Genomic DNA, 14,995 nt, shown 5'->3' with positions numbered 1-14,995 from the left:
ATAACAAAAGCGCCGATCAATTCTAAGCCAAATACCGGCTTGTGCGTTAATCAGCGCTTTCTTGCTTTTTGCTGAGTTATTTTCGATTGATGCTCGAGCGGTCAGAAAAATTCCCAGCCTTTTCAGGGTTCCCTTCGGATTCTACAAACTGGACTCTAATTTAAGTATGTCTTCCAGTTTTATGTTCGCTCCCGTTCCTTTGAATACCGTACCCAGCTTTTTCTTGTTCAAGTGTTCGAGGTTGAGATTGTAAACTTCTTTGGAGAGCGGAAAGTATTTCACTTCTTTTACCAGTTCCGTGGCATTCTGCATGTAGAAATTAATAAATTCCGTAACTTCCGCTTTGTCTGCTGATTTGGCATTCACGTAAATAAATATCGGACGCGATAACGGTTTGTAGCTGTTGTTTTCCACACTCGCAGTCGACGGCAGCACACCGCCACTGCCATTGTCGATTGCAACGGCGCTAATTTTTTTGCTATTTTCGATGTAATACGCGAAACCGAAGAATCCCAGTGCGTAAATGTCGCTGGCAACGCCTTGTACCAGTACGTTGTCGTCTTCAGAAGCGGTGAAATCGCCGCGGCTTGACTTGGCTTTGCCGACGACGGCTTCGGTGAAGTATTCGAATGTGCCGGAATCAGCGCCGGGACCGTAGAGTTTAATTTTTTTGTCCGGCCAGTCGGGGTTGATTTGATTCCAATTGGTGATTGTACCTTGCGCGCTCGGTTCCCAGATTTTTTTCAGTTCCTCGACGGTGATGGTTTTGCTCCAGGTATTTTTGGGATTAGCAACGACGGTCAAAGCATCAAATGCGATCGGCATTTCAATATATTGCACGCCTGTTTCCTTGCAGGCTTCCATTTCCAGCTGCGTGATGGGACGCGAGGCATTGACGATATCGATTTCATTGCGGCAGAATTTCTTGAAGCCGCCGCCTGTGCCGGAAATGCCTACGGTGACACGAACTGCACCGCGCTTGGCGATTTGAAAGTCTTCGGCGACTGCTTCGGTAATGGGAAAAACGGTACTGGAACCGTCGATTTTTACGATCGGACTGGCAAGGGCGCTTCCCGTGGTGACGGCCGCACTGAGCAGCGCAGTGGTAAGAAATATTCTGAAGTTAAACGAGGTCAACATTGATATGTTCTCCGAGTGAGTCAATAAAATGGTCATGCTAGATTGTTGCAACCGGCGCGCTATCTTATTGCAGAATTATTACAGGATTATGACAATAATTTTTTTGTTATTAAGCAAGCTCCAGGCGTCTTAATTTTCGCGCAGCTTCGCAAAGCGAACTGCTGGTGAAACGCTCCTTGCATCAGGAATTGCTGGCTGTCTGGATAGTTTCCGCGATACGCTCGGCCCAGTGGTTGATTTTATGCTTCGATTCACCTTCCACCATAACGCGGATCAGCGGTTCCGTGCCCGATGCGCGAATCAGCACGCGTCCTTTGTCATTCAGATCGGTTTCGGCTTCTGCGCGTACGGCTTGGATCGCTTTATTGGCGCTGAAATTAAAGGGTTTGGGAGTTTTTACGTTGATCAGGCGCTGCGGGTACAGTGAGACGCCGCGCATGAGCTCGGCCAGAGTTTTATCCGTATCGCGTAAAGCGTACAGTACTTGCAGGGCGGAGATAATGCCGTCGCCCGTGGTGTGTTTGTCCATGCAAATGATATGTCCGGAATTTTCACCGCCGAGCTGCCATCCTTTTTCTTGCAGCAGTTCCAGCACGTAGCGATCACCAACGTTGGCACGGAGAAACGGAATGTTCATTTTCTTGAACTGCGCTTCGATCGCCAGATTGGTCATCAAGGTTCCGACAACGCCACCGGTCAGCGCTTTTTTCTGCAGACGGTGCTTGGCGATGATATAGATCAGTTGATCGCCATCATAAATTTGGCCTTTTTTGTCGACCATCATGAGCCGGTCGCCGTCGCCATCCAATGCAATACCTAAATCTGCATGATGCTGTTTGACTGCTTTCTGCAACGTCTCGCAATGTGTAGCGCCGCACTCAAGGTTGATATTCAGTCCATTGGGTTGCACGCCAATGGTGACGACATCCGCGCCCAATTCGTGCATGACGTGACCGGCGATATGATAGGCGGCGCCGTGCGCGCAATCAACGACGATGCGTAGTCCGCGCAGGTCAAGGTGGTAGGGGAAAGTGCTTTTGCAAAATTCGATATAGCGGCCGGCAGCATCGTCAATACGCTGTACTTTTCCTAATTGCGCCGAAGGCTTGGTTTCAATCGGCGTATGAATACCGCTTTCGATTTTACGCTCTATTTCATCGGGTAATTTTCTACCTTCGGCGGAAAAGAATTTGACGCCGTTATCCTCGAACAGATTGTGCGATGCCGAGATCACGATGCCGGCTTGCAGCCGCAGAGCGCGAATCAGGTAAGCGATGGCCGGAGTCGGCATCGGCCCGGATAGAATGACATCCACACCGGCGGCGCATAATCCTGCTTCCAGAGCGGATTCGAGCATATAACCCGATACCCGGGTATCCTTACCGATCAGAACGGTCGGGCGCTTGCCTTGCATCAGATGCCAATCGGCAGCTGCGAGAACTTTACCGGCTGAATAGCCTAAATGCAGAATGAAATCCGGCGTAATGGGTTCTTTGCCGACACGCCCGCGGATGCCATCAGTGCCAAAATATTTTTTAGTCAATTTGAGCGGTGTTTAATTGCGATTAGAAGTAGATGTGTTGGTTTCTGGTGCAGTACAGTTTTTCATGGCATTGTGGATGGCGAGTGCTTCCTTGGTTGCCTTAACATCGTGCACACGCACAATTTTGGCACCTTTGACCACTGCAAGCAAGGCTGCTGCGATACTTTCATGAATGCGGCGATCCACGCTGTTTCCGGTAATCGCCCCGAGCATGGATTTGCGCGATATGCCTGCGAGCAGGGGAACACCGAGATCGAGCAACTGATCCAGCCGATTTAACAAGGTGAAATTGTGCTGAAGTGTTTTGCCGAAACCAAAGCCGGGATCGATAACCAATCGGTCTTTCGCTATACCGGCTGCTGTTGCCGCTTGGATACGGTGCTGCAGGAAGTCTTTCACTTCTTGGATGATATCGTGGTACTGCGGGTTTGCTTGCATGGTCTGCGGTGTGCCTTGCATATGCATTAAACAGACCTGCACATGATTGCTTTGCGCGACAGCTTCCAATGCACCGGGGTTGCGCAATGCATTGACGTCATTGATCATGAAAGCGCCTGCAGCTATGGCGTGTTTCATCACTGCAGGTTTGGAAGTGTCGATCGATAGAGGGATTTGAGTATTGGCTAGGGCTTCCAGTACGGGGATAACGCGTTTTAGTTCTTCGTCGATGCTGACTTGTTGACTCCCCGGGCGCGTTGATTCTCCGCCGATATCCAAAATATCGGCACCTTCTTCGATCAAGTTTTTAGCATGTGCAATCGCTCGTTGCGTTGAAAAATAGTGCCCGCCATCCGAAAAAGAATCGGGTGTGACATTGATGATTGCCATGATCAATGGGCGATTGCTTGAATGAATAAGGTTTTGGTGCGATGAGGACACGATGCGGTTAAAGGAGTTGCAGAAATAAGAACGGGATACGATCATTTAATCGCATCCCGTTTGCTTAAGCTATTGATGTTTAATCTGCTTCTTTAGCGATTTCTTGCGGTGCTGCAGGCTCTTTGCCACCATCCGTTTTTACCGCTGCAGCAGGTTCTTCACTTGCTTTTGTAGAAGACATGGATTGCGGTGGTTTAGGCGGACGTGGCGGACGGCCGTCCATAATATCGTTGATTTGATCGCTATCGATCGTTTCCCATTCCAATAAAGCCTGTGTCATAGCTTCAATCTTATCTTTGTTTTCTTCAATGAGTTTGCGAGCAATCGCATACTGTTCATCCACAATGCGGCGAACTTCTGCATCAACAGTTTGCATCGTTTTTTCACTCATATTTTTATGCGTGGTTACTGAACGGCCGAGAAAAACCTCGCCTTCATTTTCACCATAAACCATCGGTCCAAGTTTGTCAGACATCCCCCATTGGGTAACCATTTGCCGCGCCAATTCGGTGGCGCGCTCAAAATCGTTGGATGCGCCCGTGGTCATTTGATGCATGAAAACTTCTTCCGCGATACGGCCGCCGAACATCACGGAAATTCTTTGGAGAATTTCTTCACGTTCCATACTGAAACGGTCTTCCGTCGGTAATTGCATCGTTACACCTAATGCACGGCCACGCGGAATAATCGTTACTTTGTGCACGGGATCGGTTTTTGGCAGTAATTGAGCCACTACCGCATGACCTGATTCATGGTAAGCGGTATTGCGGCGTTCGTGTTCCGGCATGACCACTGAACGGCGTTCCGCGCCCATGAAGATTTTGTCCTTGGCGCGCTCAAAATCTTCCATGTCGACCAAACGCTTGTTACTGCGTGCGGCAAACAACGCTGCTTCATTGACCAAGTTAGCCAAATCAGCACCCGACATACCGGGTGTGCCGCGCGCCAGGATCTCTGCTTTGACATCAGGCGCTAAAGGTACTTTCCGCATGTGAACATGCAGAATTTGTTCGCGTCCGCGGATATCAGGCAACGGTACGGTTACTTGACGATCGAAACGGCCCGGCCGCAACAATGCCGGATCCAATACGTCAGGACGGTTGGTCGCTGCGATTACGATTACGCCCATGGCGCCTTCAAAGCCGTCCATTTCCACCAGCAACTGATTGAGTGTTTGTTCCCGTTCATCGTTTCCACCACCCAGTCCGGCACCCCGTTGGCGACCTACCGCATCAATCTCATCGATGAAAATGATGCACGGCGCATGTTTTTTGGCTTGCTCGAACATATCACGTACCCGGGAGGCACCCACACCGACAAACATTTCAACGAAATCCGAACCGGATATGCTGAAGAAGGGCACTTGCGCTTCACCTGCGATTGCACGTGCCAACAATGTTTTACCTGTGCCCGGACTACCGACCATCAAAACACCGCGTGGGATCCGTCCGCCCAGTTTTTGGAATTTTGACGGGTCACGCAGGAATTCAACCAGTTCCGCCACTTCTTCCTTGGCTTCCTCGCAACCCGCAACATCGTTGAAAGTAACGGTGTTGGCCGATTTATCCAGCATACGTGCCTTGCTTTTGCCGAATGAAAACGCGCCGCCACTACGCCCGCCACCTTGCATTTGCCGCATGAAGAAAATCCATACCGCAATCAGTAACAGCATTGGGAACCATGAGATGAAAATGCTCATCAGCATGGACGGTTCTTCTTCCGGTTTGGCTTCAACAATGACGCCGGCTTTGAGCAAATCGCTGACCATCCAAGGATCGGACGGCGCATAAGTTGTAAATCGTCTGCCGTCAGACTTGGTACCTTTCAGGGTACGGCCTTCAATCACAACCTTGGCAATTCTGCCTTGATTCAATTCTGAAATGAATTGGGAATATTCCATCGGTACTTGCGCCGGTTGACGTACGCTGAATTGATTAAATACGGTCATCAACACAAGTGCAATTACCAGCCAAATGGCCATGTTTTTAATTAAGTTATTCAAGATAGCTCCTTGGTTTGCACCTTAAAAATCATTGATTGGACATTCTAACTCTATTTTGTCAAATAGAACAGAACAGTTCGTGTGATAAAAATTTGCTATCAAACCATAATCCTACTCTTAACATTTATCTTAATCACTGAGGGGATCCATTTATTTCTCAGGAATCACCGTTATTGCTTTTTTCCAAGACCTACCAGATATAACTCATTACTGCGATTTCTCGAGGCTTCCGGCTTTCTTACCAGTACGTTGCTAAACCCGGCACGCATGTCACGGATAAACGAATCAAAATCCCTGCCCTGGAAAACTTTGACTAGGAAATTTCCGCCATAGTTCAGATTCTCTATCGAGAATGCCAGTGCTAATTCAGCCAAATACATGCTTCTGGCCTGATCGCTGACAACAATACCGCTCATGTTGGGCGCCATGTCGGAAATAACAAGATCCGGTTGATGTTCCCCCAAGTGCTTTCTTAATTCCAGCAAAGCGCGCTCTTCTCTAAAATCATCCTGAATAAATTCCACACCGGGTAATGGCGCCATTTCCAGAATATCCAGCGCAATGACTTTTCCTTTGTGACCTATTTTTTGGCTGGCGACTTGAGACCAGCTGCCGGGGGCAGCGCCTAAATCGACAACAATCATGCCTGGCTTTAATAAGCGATCCCGATCGGCTATCTCCAGCAGCTTATACGCGGCACGCGATCGATAGCCCTCTTTTTTGGCTTGCTTGACGAAAAAATCGTTGACATGCTCTTTCATCCAAGCTTTACTGGTTTTAGCCCGTTTCATCAAGTAAAATAATATATTTAAGAGAGTTTAATGTTAACACTGTCTATTGCGCAGCGGCGTGAACTGAAAGGGCGAGCGCACGCGCTCAATCCGGTTGTGATGATTGGGAAGTCTGGATTATCCTCAGCTGTTATCGAAGAATTGGAGCGCGGGCTTGCAAGCCATGAACTGATTAAGATTAAAGTTCAAGTCGATGATCGAGTGACGAGGAATGCACTTTTCGAGGAAATCTGTGAGAAGCTGAGCGCTGCGCCGGTGCAGCATATCGGTAAAGTTTTTGTTATTTATCGCCCTAAGCCTGAAGAGACTGGTAAAAAAACCGAACGTTCTTCTCTTAAAAAGAAGCGCGAGCCGTTCCGAACCAAACCCAGTGTTCAGGACTGAGTTTTACCGGCATTTTTAGATATATTTGACATCCAGTATTTCATATTCCCGTATCCCGCCAGGCGCTTGAACTTCGGCAATATCTCCCGCGTACTTACCGATTAGAGCGCGCGAAATCGGCGAACTGATGGAAATTTTTCCGCTCTTGATGTCGGCTTCGTCGTCGCCGACGATTTGATAGGTGACGGTTTCACCACTTTGTAAATCTTCCAATTCGACCGTGGCGCCAAAAACACAAGCGCCGTCCGCATTAATCAATGCCGGATTGATGATCTGAGCGCTGGAAAGTTTGCTTTCCAGTTCGGCGATGCGGCCCTCAATAAAACCCTGTTTTTCTTTGGCGGCATCGTATTCCGCATTTTCGGAAAGATCGCCGTGAGAACGCGCCTCAGCAATCGCCGCGATGACGGCGGGGCGATGGATGGTTTTCATTTCGTGCAATTCTTTGCGTAGTGCTTCGGCTCCCGCCACCGTTAAGGGAATCGTACTCATTGTGATTTTTTGCCTTTCATTTTCATCCTGTTTCTCAATAACCAAGAAAAATTGATTGCTTATGCCTTGAGTTGCACATGCAGTTTCTGCAAATTATACGCTTGCAGTTCGCGTCTATTGGTAATGCCGACACAGGCCGCGCGAGCGCCCGCTAACGTCGTATAGTAAGTCACTTTTGCCTGAAGCGCGGCATGACGGATCGAATAAGAATCCCTTATCGCGCTGCGCTGGTTTTTTACCGTATTGATAATCAGGCTGATCTCTCCGTTTTTGATCATATCGACAATGTGCGGGCGGCCTTCCGCTACCTTATTAATGACGATGACATCGATGCCTGCTTCGTTTATGGCGGCGGCGGTGCCGCGCGTGGCGTAAAGGGTAAAGCCGAGTCCGGCCAAATTGCGTGCGATTTCAACCGCATGCGGCTTGTCGGATTGCCGCACACTGATAAAAATTTTACCCGATGCGGGCAAGCGGACATCGGTTGCCAGTTGCGATTTGACAAACGCTTCGGCAAAAGTAGTGCCCATTCCCATGACTTCGCCGGTCGACTTCATTTCCGGTCCCAGTATCGTATCCACACCGGGAAGCTTGATGAAGGGGAAGACTGCTTCTTTGACCGAGTAATAAGCCGGTATCACTTCTTCGGTAATGTTCTGAGCAATCAGGCTATTACCCGTCATGCAACGCGCTGCGATTTTGGCCAGCTGCAAACCGGTTGCCTTGGAAATGAAGGGTACCGTGCGGGATGCCCGGGGATTGACCTCGAGGACGTATACCGTATCGTCCTGAATCGCGAACTGCACGTTCATTAGTCCGACGACATGCAGCGCACGCGCCATTTCGGCGGTTTGGCGCCGTAATTCATCCAGGGTTTCCAGTGACAAATTAAAAGTCGGCAGCGAACACGCGGAGTCGCCGGAATGTACGCCGGCTTGTTCGATGTGTTCCATGATGCCGCCAATCAGCACTGTTTCCCCGTCGTAAATGGCGTCGACATCGACTTCCGTGGCGTTGGTCAGAAAATGATCCAGCAAAACCGGGGAATCGTTGGAAACCTTGACGGCTTCACGCATGTAACGTTCCAGATCGGCTTTCTCATGCACGATCTCCATAGCGCGCCCGCCCAGCACGTAACTGGGCCGCACCACCAGCGGGTAACCGATTTCCTCGGCGGCGATCAGAGCCGCTTCGGGATTACGGGCGGTACGGTTAGGCGGTTGTCTCAGGCCAAGCTGATGCAGCATTTTCTGGAAGCGCTCGCGATCCTCGGCGCAATCGATCATATCTGGACTGGTGCCGATAATCGGTACACCATTGGCTTCCAGATCGCGCGCCAGCTTGAGCGGCGTTTGCCCACCATATTGCACGATTACCCCATCGGGTTTTTCCACCGCCACGATTTCGAGTACGTCTTCCAGCGTCAGCGGCTCGAAATACAAACGATCGGATGTGTCGTAGTCGGTCGAAACCGTTTCCGGGTTGCAGTTCACCATGATGGTTTCAAAACCATCTTCCCGCAGCGCCAATGCTGCATGCACGCAACAGTAGTCGAATTCGATGCCTTGCCCGATGCGGTTAGGGCCGCCGCCCAGCACCATGATTTTCTTTTTGCTGGATGGATTGGATTCGCACTCGTCTTCGTACGTCGAATACATATACGCGGTGCTGGTTGCAAACTCGGCCGCACAGGTATCGACCCGTTTATAGACCGGGTGTAGATTGAGCTGATGCCGGTGTGTGCGAACCGCGCTTTGTCCGGCGTTGAGCAGTTTGGCCAAGCGCCGGTCGGAAAAACCGCTGCGTTTCAGTTTACGCAGCGCCGGACGATCCAGCGTTTCCAGCGCGACGCCGGTCAGTGCTTGTTCCTGTTTGACCAAATCCTCGATTTGCGCCAGAAACCAAGGATCGATATGCGTCAATTGATGCACTTCTTCCAGCGACAGTTGACAGCGGAACGCATCGGCGATGTACCACAACCGGTCCGGGCCGGGATTGGCCAGTTCGGTGTGAATGGTTTCCAGGTTATCGGTTTTTTCGTCCAAGCCGTCAACGCCGGTTTCCATTCCGCGCAAGGCTTTTTGCAGCGATTCCTGAAAGGTGCGGCCGATCGCCATGACTTCGCCGACCGATTTCATTTGTGTGGTCAGGCGGTCGTTGGTTTGCGGGAATTTTTCAAAGGCAAAGCGCGGCACTTTGGTGACGACGTAATCAATGGTCGGCTCGAACGATGCCGGCGTAATGCCGCCGGTAATGTCGTTGCCCAACTCGTTCAGGGTATAGCCGACGGCAAGCTTGGCGGCAATTTTGGCAATGGGAAAACCGGTTGCTTTCGAAGCCAGTGCGGAAGAGCGCGACACGCGCGGGTTCATCTCGATCACCAGCATGCGGCCGTTGTCCGGGTTGATGGCAAACTGCACATTGGAACCGCCGGTTTCCACACCGATTTCCCGCAACACGGCGATCGATGCATTACGCATCAGTTGATATTCTTTGTCGGTGAGTGTTTGCGCCGGTGCAACGGTGATCGAGTCGCCGGTGTGAACACCCATCGGATCGAGATTTTCGATCGAGCAGACAATGATGCAGTTGTCATTTTTGTCCCGCACCACTTCCATTTCATACTCTTTCCAGCCGATCACGGATTCTTCGATCAGTAATTCCTTGGTGGGAGAGGTTTTCAATCCGCGTTCGCAAATGTCGAGAAACTCTTCGCGATTGTAAGCAATGCCGCCACCGCTGCCACCCATCGTAAACGAAGGGCGGATAATGACCGGATAACCCAGCATGGCTTGCACCTGCATGGCTTCCTCCAAGCTGTGCGCCACGGCTGAGCGCGCCGAACCCAGGCCGATACGGGTCATCGCCTGCTTGAATTTTTCTCGGTCTTCGGCCATGTCGATGGCTTCGCGCGAAGCGCCGATGAGCTCGACGCCGTATTTTTCCAGCACCCCATGTTTGACCAAGTCGAGCGCGCAGTTAAGCGCCGTTTGTCCGCCCATTGTAGGCAGCAACGCCTGCGGCCGTTCAATTTCGATGATTTTCTCGATCATGGTCCAGGTGATCGGCTCGATATACGTCGCATCGGCCATTTCCGGGTCAGTCATGATGGTGGCGGGATTCGAATTCACCAGAATGATGCGATAGCCTTCTTCGCGCAAGGCTTTGCAGGCTTGCACGCCGGAATAATCAAATTCGCAAGCCTGGCCGATGATGATCGGGCCGGCACCGATGATGAGGATGGACTGAATGTCGGTACGTTTAGGCATACTTTCTAACGGATAAATAGGGCGTAATTATTGAGAGTGCTGGCTTTTATGGCGCTGCATCATGGCGATAAACTTGTCGAACAAATAATCCGCTTCGTGCGGACCGGGACTAGCTTCGGGGTGACCCTGAAAACAGAAGGCGGGTTTATCGGTTAACTCGAATCCTTGCAGACTCCCGTCGAAAAGCGAGACATGCGTGATCCGCGCGGTTGCGGGCAACGTATCGATATCGACGGCGAAACCGTGATTCTGGCTGGTAATGATCACCTTGCCGCTGGCTACGTCCTGCACCGGATGGTTGGCGCCGTGATGGCCGAATTTCATTTTGATGGTACGCGCGCCGGCGGCTAACCCAAGCAATTGATGACCCAGGCAGATGCCGAACAGCGGGATATTCTTTTTCAGCAAGGCTTGCGTGGCGGAAATGGCGTAATCGCACGGCTCCGGATCGCCGGGACCATTCGACAGAAACACGCCGTCCGGTTGTATTTTTAAAATCTCTTCAGCCGGCGTTTGCGCCGGGAATACCGTGACATTGCAACCGCGCTGCGCCAGTTTGCGCAAAATCGTGCGTTTGATGCCGAAATCAAAAGCGGCGACGTGAAATCTGGGATTGTCCTGAGTCCGGAAACCGGATTCGAGCGACCATTCACCTTCACTCCAGGTATACGATTGACGGCAGCTCACCACTTTGGCGAGATCCATGCCGGCTAATCCGGGAAACGCCTGAGCGGTTTTTAATGCATGCGCTTCATCCACATCACCCGCCATGATGCAACCGGCTTGCGCGCCTTTTTCGCGCAAAATCCGCGTCAGTTTGCGCGTGTCGATTTCGGCAATGGCCACAACGTTTTGCTCTTGGAGGAACTCGGATAATGTGCGCGTTTTGCGAAAGTTGCTCGCCATGAGCGGCAGATCGCGGATTACTAAACCGGCTGCGTATACTTTTTCGATATTACCGGATTCATAATCTTCCGCATTGGTACCGGTGTTGCCGATATGCGGGTAGGTCAACGTGATGATTTGGCGGCAATAAGACGGATCGGTCAATATTTCCTGATAACCGGTCATCGCCGTATTGAATGCTACTTCGCCGGTATTGATACCTTCGACACCAATAGACACGCCACGAAAAATTGTTCCATCGGCAAGTGCGAGGATGGCGTGCGGTCGTTGTGACACAAAAACTCCTTGGAAACTGACAAGATCTGGAAAAAAGGACCGGAAACCATCGTTAAAATGCTCCGGCTATTGAAGGCGCAATTATACGTGAAAACGGTTTATTTTTGTATGTGCGCGGTTTTACTCATAACGGAATTGCCTTATATTCCCGTCTACCGGAGTATTGGATGAATTATCCCGGTTCGATTGCAAAAAATTGATTTTATAAAGCGGCCATTAACGGCGATCAAGAATGGGTAAAATGAGCGCGGTCTTGTCTGTTCAATTTCACAAAGATTAAATCATGCATGTCTTCAAGTCTAAAATCGATAATTGGGTCCTGATTTGTTTATTGCTCTCCATTTCGGCCTGTCTGATGGGTGCATCGGTCGCACTGATGGTCGGCGGAACGGTCAATTACGTGTTTGCCGCGATCATATTGATTCTGGGTGCCGGCTTCCCGGTTTGGCTCTATGCTTCAACCCGGTACATCGTAACGGACGATGATCTCAAAATCATCAGTGGCCCATTTTCCTGGACTATCCCTATTCAATCGATCGTATCCGTGCAGGAGACGCAGAGTGCGTCGGCAAGTCCGGCGTTGTCGTTTGACCGTCTGGAAATCATCTACGGAGAAGATAAAGCGATCATTGTCTCGCCGCTTGATAAAGCAAAATTCATACAGAAACTGGGCAAGGACAAATTGATCGTCAACCGCAAAAATGCCCGGACAAAAGCCGCGGACAAGGATTCCAAAAACAATCCCAAAAAAAACAAGGCAAACCGAAAGAATCCACTGGTCTGATTGATAAGCGGAAACCTCAGGTTGTCCGGATGCGATGCAGCCGGACACATGAACGGAAAGAATCGCATTCTTCGATAGTTAAATGCTGAATTGCGATTCTTTTCGTGTTTATGTGTATTCATCACTGCGGTATGATTCCGATCCGGATTGTTGACTTTACAATCCGGTCAATCATTGGGGTGATCATACATGGGTAATGCCAATCGAACGAAGTCTCAACTGCTGGAAGAAATCGAGCGGTTAAATTCCGAACTGGCAGCCGTCAAGCGGATGACGGAGCAACGCACCCATGAGTTGTATGTCAGCGAAGAGCGCTTTTCCCTGGCGATGCGCGGAGCTAACGACGGGTTGTGGGATTGGAATCTGGAAACGGACGACGTCTATTATTCACCGCGCTGGAAAAGTATGCTCGGCTATAAAGAAAGCGAGCTGGAAAATAATCTGAATACTTGGGCCAGCCTAGTAAATTCGGACGACAAGGTTGTTGCGCTGGAAAAGGTTCAGGATTACTTCGACGGCCGTAAAGATTCCTTCGAGGTTGAGATGCGCATGCGGCACAAGGATGGCCACGAAGTTTTCGTACTTTCCCGCGCAATTCTGGTTACGCGCGGATCGGACGGTAAACCGGTTCGTCTCGTCGGTACGCACGTCGATATCACCGAACGCAAAAAAGCCGAAGCGCATGACAGTAAACAGGCCGAAATCCTTGAAATGATTGCAATCGGGCGTCCCGCACCGGAGATCTACGATGCCATAGCGCTGATGTACGAATCCCGCCACCCCGGCATGCGCTGCTCGATGCTCGAATTGAGCGGCAACAAGCTGCTCCACGGCGGTGCGCCGAGCCTGCCGAAAATTTATTGCGAAGCGGTGCATGGCTTGGAAAACGGACCCAGCGTCGGCTCCTGCGGAACATCGACGTTTACCGGGAAACGTGTCCTGGTGGAAAACATCGAGACCGATCCCAAGTGGGAAAAAATCAAACAGTTCGCCCTCCCGCATGGCATGCGTTGTTGCTGGTCAGAGCCGGTCAAGGATTCCAGCGGAAAAGTATTGGGCGCGTTTGGCATGTATTACAACCACCCCGCGCTGCCCGATGAGAGTGAATTAAAAGACCTGATAGCAGGCGCCAGACTGACGGGAATTGTCATGGAACGCGATCAAGCGCAAAAACGCATCCGCACGCTGGCGTATACCGATGAGTTGACGGGGCTGGCCAGCCGCGCTTTTTTCATGCAGCACACGGAAGAAATCACTAAATCGTCGCACCGGCATGGCCATCGTTTCGGGCTGCTCTACATCGATCTGGATGACTTCAAATGTGTCAACGACAGTCTTGGGCACGATGCCGGTGACTTGCTGCTGAAGACCATTGCGCAGCGCCTGCTAACCACTTGCCGCGAAACCGATTTCATAGCGCGGCTGGGCGGGGATGAATTTTGCATTCTCATCGAAGAAGTCGAAGAAGATTACGCCGCCAATGTGGCCAAACGTTGCCTTGAAGCGATCTCGCAGCCGATCGAAATTTATTTCCGCAAACTGGTGCCGGCGTGCAGTATCGGGATCGCCTATTATCCCGACGATGGCGACAATCTTTCCGCTTTATTGAAGGCGGCGGATATTTCGCTGTATACAGCCAAGGAGAATGGCAAAAATCATTATGCTTTCTATAAAGCGGAATTGACGCACAAAGCGGAGTACCGTTTCCAGATCGAGCAGAGCCTGCGGGAAGTCATCGAAAAGCAGCAGTTATCGCTGGTTTATCAACCTCAGGTCAATATCGTTAGCGGAGAAATTCTCGGTGTCGAGGTGCTGTGCCGCTGGCATCATGCGCAATTGGGGCAAGTCCCGCCCAACGAATTTGTCGCCACCGCCGAGAGAATCGGCATGATCAAACCGCTCACCGAATGGGTGCTGCGAACCGCATGCAGTCAATTGGTCGCCTGGAAGAAAGCCGGTTTTCAGCAGTTGCGCATGGCGGTTAACATTTCCCCGAGTCTTTTTCTGGACAAGGGATTCGTGCTGCTGGTTAAGCGCATCCTGGATGAAGTCGGCGTCGCTCCAGCCGAGTTGGAACTCGAGGTGACGGAAGGCATCGTGCAAACCGATCCGCGCAATCTTACCGTTTTTCAGGATTTGAAAGATTTGGGCGTGTTGTTATCCATTGACGATTTCGGCACCGGTTATTCGTCGTTTGCCTCGCTGAAACACCTGCAAGCCGACTACCTGAAAATCGACCGGTATTTCGTTGACGGCATGCAGACCGACCCGAAAACCCTCATGCTGGTCAGCTCGATGATAGAAATGGGACGGAAACTGGGCTACGGCATCGTGGCCGAAGGTGTCGAAACCCTCGCGCAACTGGAAATTCTTAGAAACCTGAACTGTGAAATCGTACAGGGCTATCTGTTCAGTAAACCGGCCGCCGCTGGCAGCATTTCAGAATTGCTGAACGGTCAGACGCACAGGGAAATTCTCGGGCAGTGCCGGATGGATGAGATGGTGTGAATGGATTGGAAACTTTAAATT

At 50.8% G+C, this 14,995-nt stretch carries 11 protein-coding genes; 3 read left to right on the top strand and 8 right to left on the bottom strand.

The window, feature by feature from the left end:
- Positions 1-141 precede the first annotated feature (141 nt).
- The 5 genes from HRU77_05850 to HRU77_05830 all read right to left on the bottom strand — a co-directional run bounded on the left by HRU77_05850 (position 142) and on the right by HRU77_05830 (position 6,355).
- Complete coding sequence (locus tag HRU77_05850; protein ID QOJ20258.1) at positions 142-1,140, bottom strand: PstS family phosphate ABC transporter substrate-binding protein; 999 nt, start codon at positions 1,138-1,140, stop codon at positions 142-144.
- A gap of 181 nt (positions 1,141-1,321) precedes the next feature.
- Positions 1,322-2,683 (bottom strand): phosphoglucosamine mutase, encoded by a 1,362-nt coding sequence (gene glmM / locus HRU77_05845; protein ID QOJ20257.1) that lies wholly within the window; start codon positions 2,681-2,683, stop codon positions 1,322-1,324.
- 12 nt (positions 2,684-2,695) lie between these two features.
- Positions 2,696-3,607 carry a dihydropteroate synthase gene (gene folP / locus HRU77_05840; protein ID QOJ20256.1) on the bottom strand — a complete coding sequence of 304 codons (912 nt, stop codon included), beginning with the start codon at positions 3,605-3,607 and terminating at the stop codon, positions 2,696-2,698.
- A gap of 34 nt (positions 3,608-3,641) precedes the next feature.
- Positions 3,642-5,564 (bottom strand): ATP-dependent metallopeptidase FtsH/Yme1/Tma family protein, encoded by a 1,923-nt coding sequence (locus tag HRU77_05835; protein ID QOJ20255.1) that lies wholly within the window; start codon positions 5,562-5,564, stop codon positions 3,642-3,644.
- 170 nt (positions 5,565-5,734) lie between these two features.
- Complete coding sequence (locus tag HRU77_05830; GenBank protein QOJ20254.1) at positions 5,735-6,355, bottom strand: RlmE family RNA methyltransferase; 621 nt, start codon at positions 6,353-6,355, stop codon at positions 5,735-5,737.
- A gap of 30 nt (positions 6,356-6,385) precedes the next feature.
- Between HRU77_05830 and yhbY the strand changes: the two genes are divergently transcribed.
- Positions 6,386-6,739: a ribosome assembly RNA-binding protein YhbY gene (gene yhbY, locus HRU77_05825; GenBank protein ID QOJ20253.1), complete on the top strand. Its 354-nt coding sequence runs from the start codon at positions 6,386-6,388 to the stop codon at positions 6,737-6,739.
- A 15-nt stretch (positions 6,740-6,754) separates the two neighbouring features.
- On the opposite strand, the gene greA is transcribed toward yhbY, so the two are convergent.
- The 3 genes from greA to carA are packed head-to-tail and all read right to left on the bottom strand — an operon-like array spanning position 6,755 to position 11,682.
- Positions 6,755-7,231, bottom strand: coding sequence for a transcription elongation factor GreA (greA, locus tag HRU77_05820; GenBank protein QOJ20252.1), 477 nt, complete (start codon positions 7,229-7,231; stop codon positions 6,755-6,757).
- 59 nt (positions 7,232-7,290) lie between these two features.
- Positions 7,291-10,500 (bottom strand): carbamoyl-phosphate synthase large subunit, encoded by a 3,210-nt coding sequence (gene carB / locus HRU77_05815; protein ID QOJ20251.1) that lies wholly within the window; start codon positions 10,498-10,500, stop codon positions 7,291-7,293.
- A 27-nt stretch (positions 10,501-10,527) separates the two neighbouring features.
- Entirely contained in the window at positions 10,528-11,682 is a 1,155-nt protein-coding gene (carA, locus tag HRU77_05810; protein ID QOJ20250.1) for a glutamine-hydrolyzing carbamoyl-phosphate synthase small subunit, read from the bottom strand.
- Between the two features lie 283 nt (positions 11,683-11,965).
- Here carA and HRU77_05805 point away from each other — a divergent pair, with 283 nt between their 5' ends.
- Positions 11,966-12,466, top strand: coding sequence for a PH domain-containing protein (locus tag HRU77_05805; GenBank protein QOJ20249.1), 501 nt, complete (start codon positions 11,966-11,968; stop codon positions 12,464-12,466).
- 189 nt (positions 12,467-12,655) lie between these two features.
- Positions 12,656-14,974 (top strand): EAL domain-containing protein, encoded by a 2,319-nt coding sequence (locus HRU77_05800; protein ID QOJ20248.1) that lies wholly within the window; start codon positions 12,656-12,658, stop codon positions 14,972-14,974.
- Positions 14,975-14,995: the final 21 nt, after the last annotated feature.

Source organism: Gammaproteobacteria bacterium (genome assembly GCA_015709615.1).
Classification (GTDB): domain Bacteria; phylum Pseudomonadota; class Gammaproteobacteria; order Burkholderiales; family Nitrosomonadaceae; genus Nitrosomonas.
This window is presented reverse-complemented; position numbering and strand designations above follow the sequence as displayed.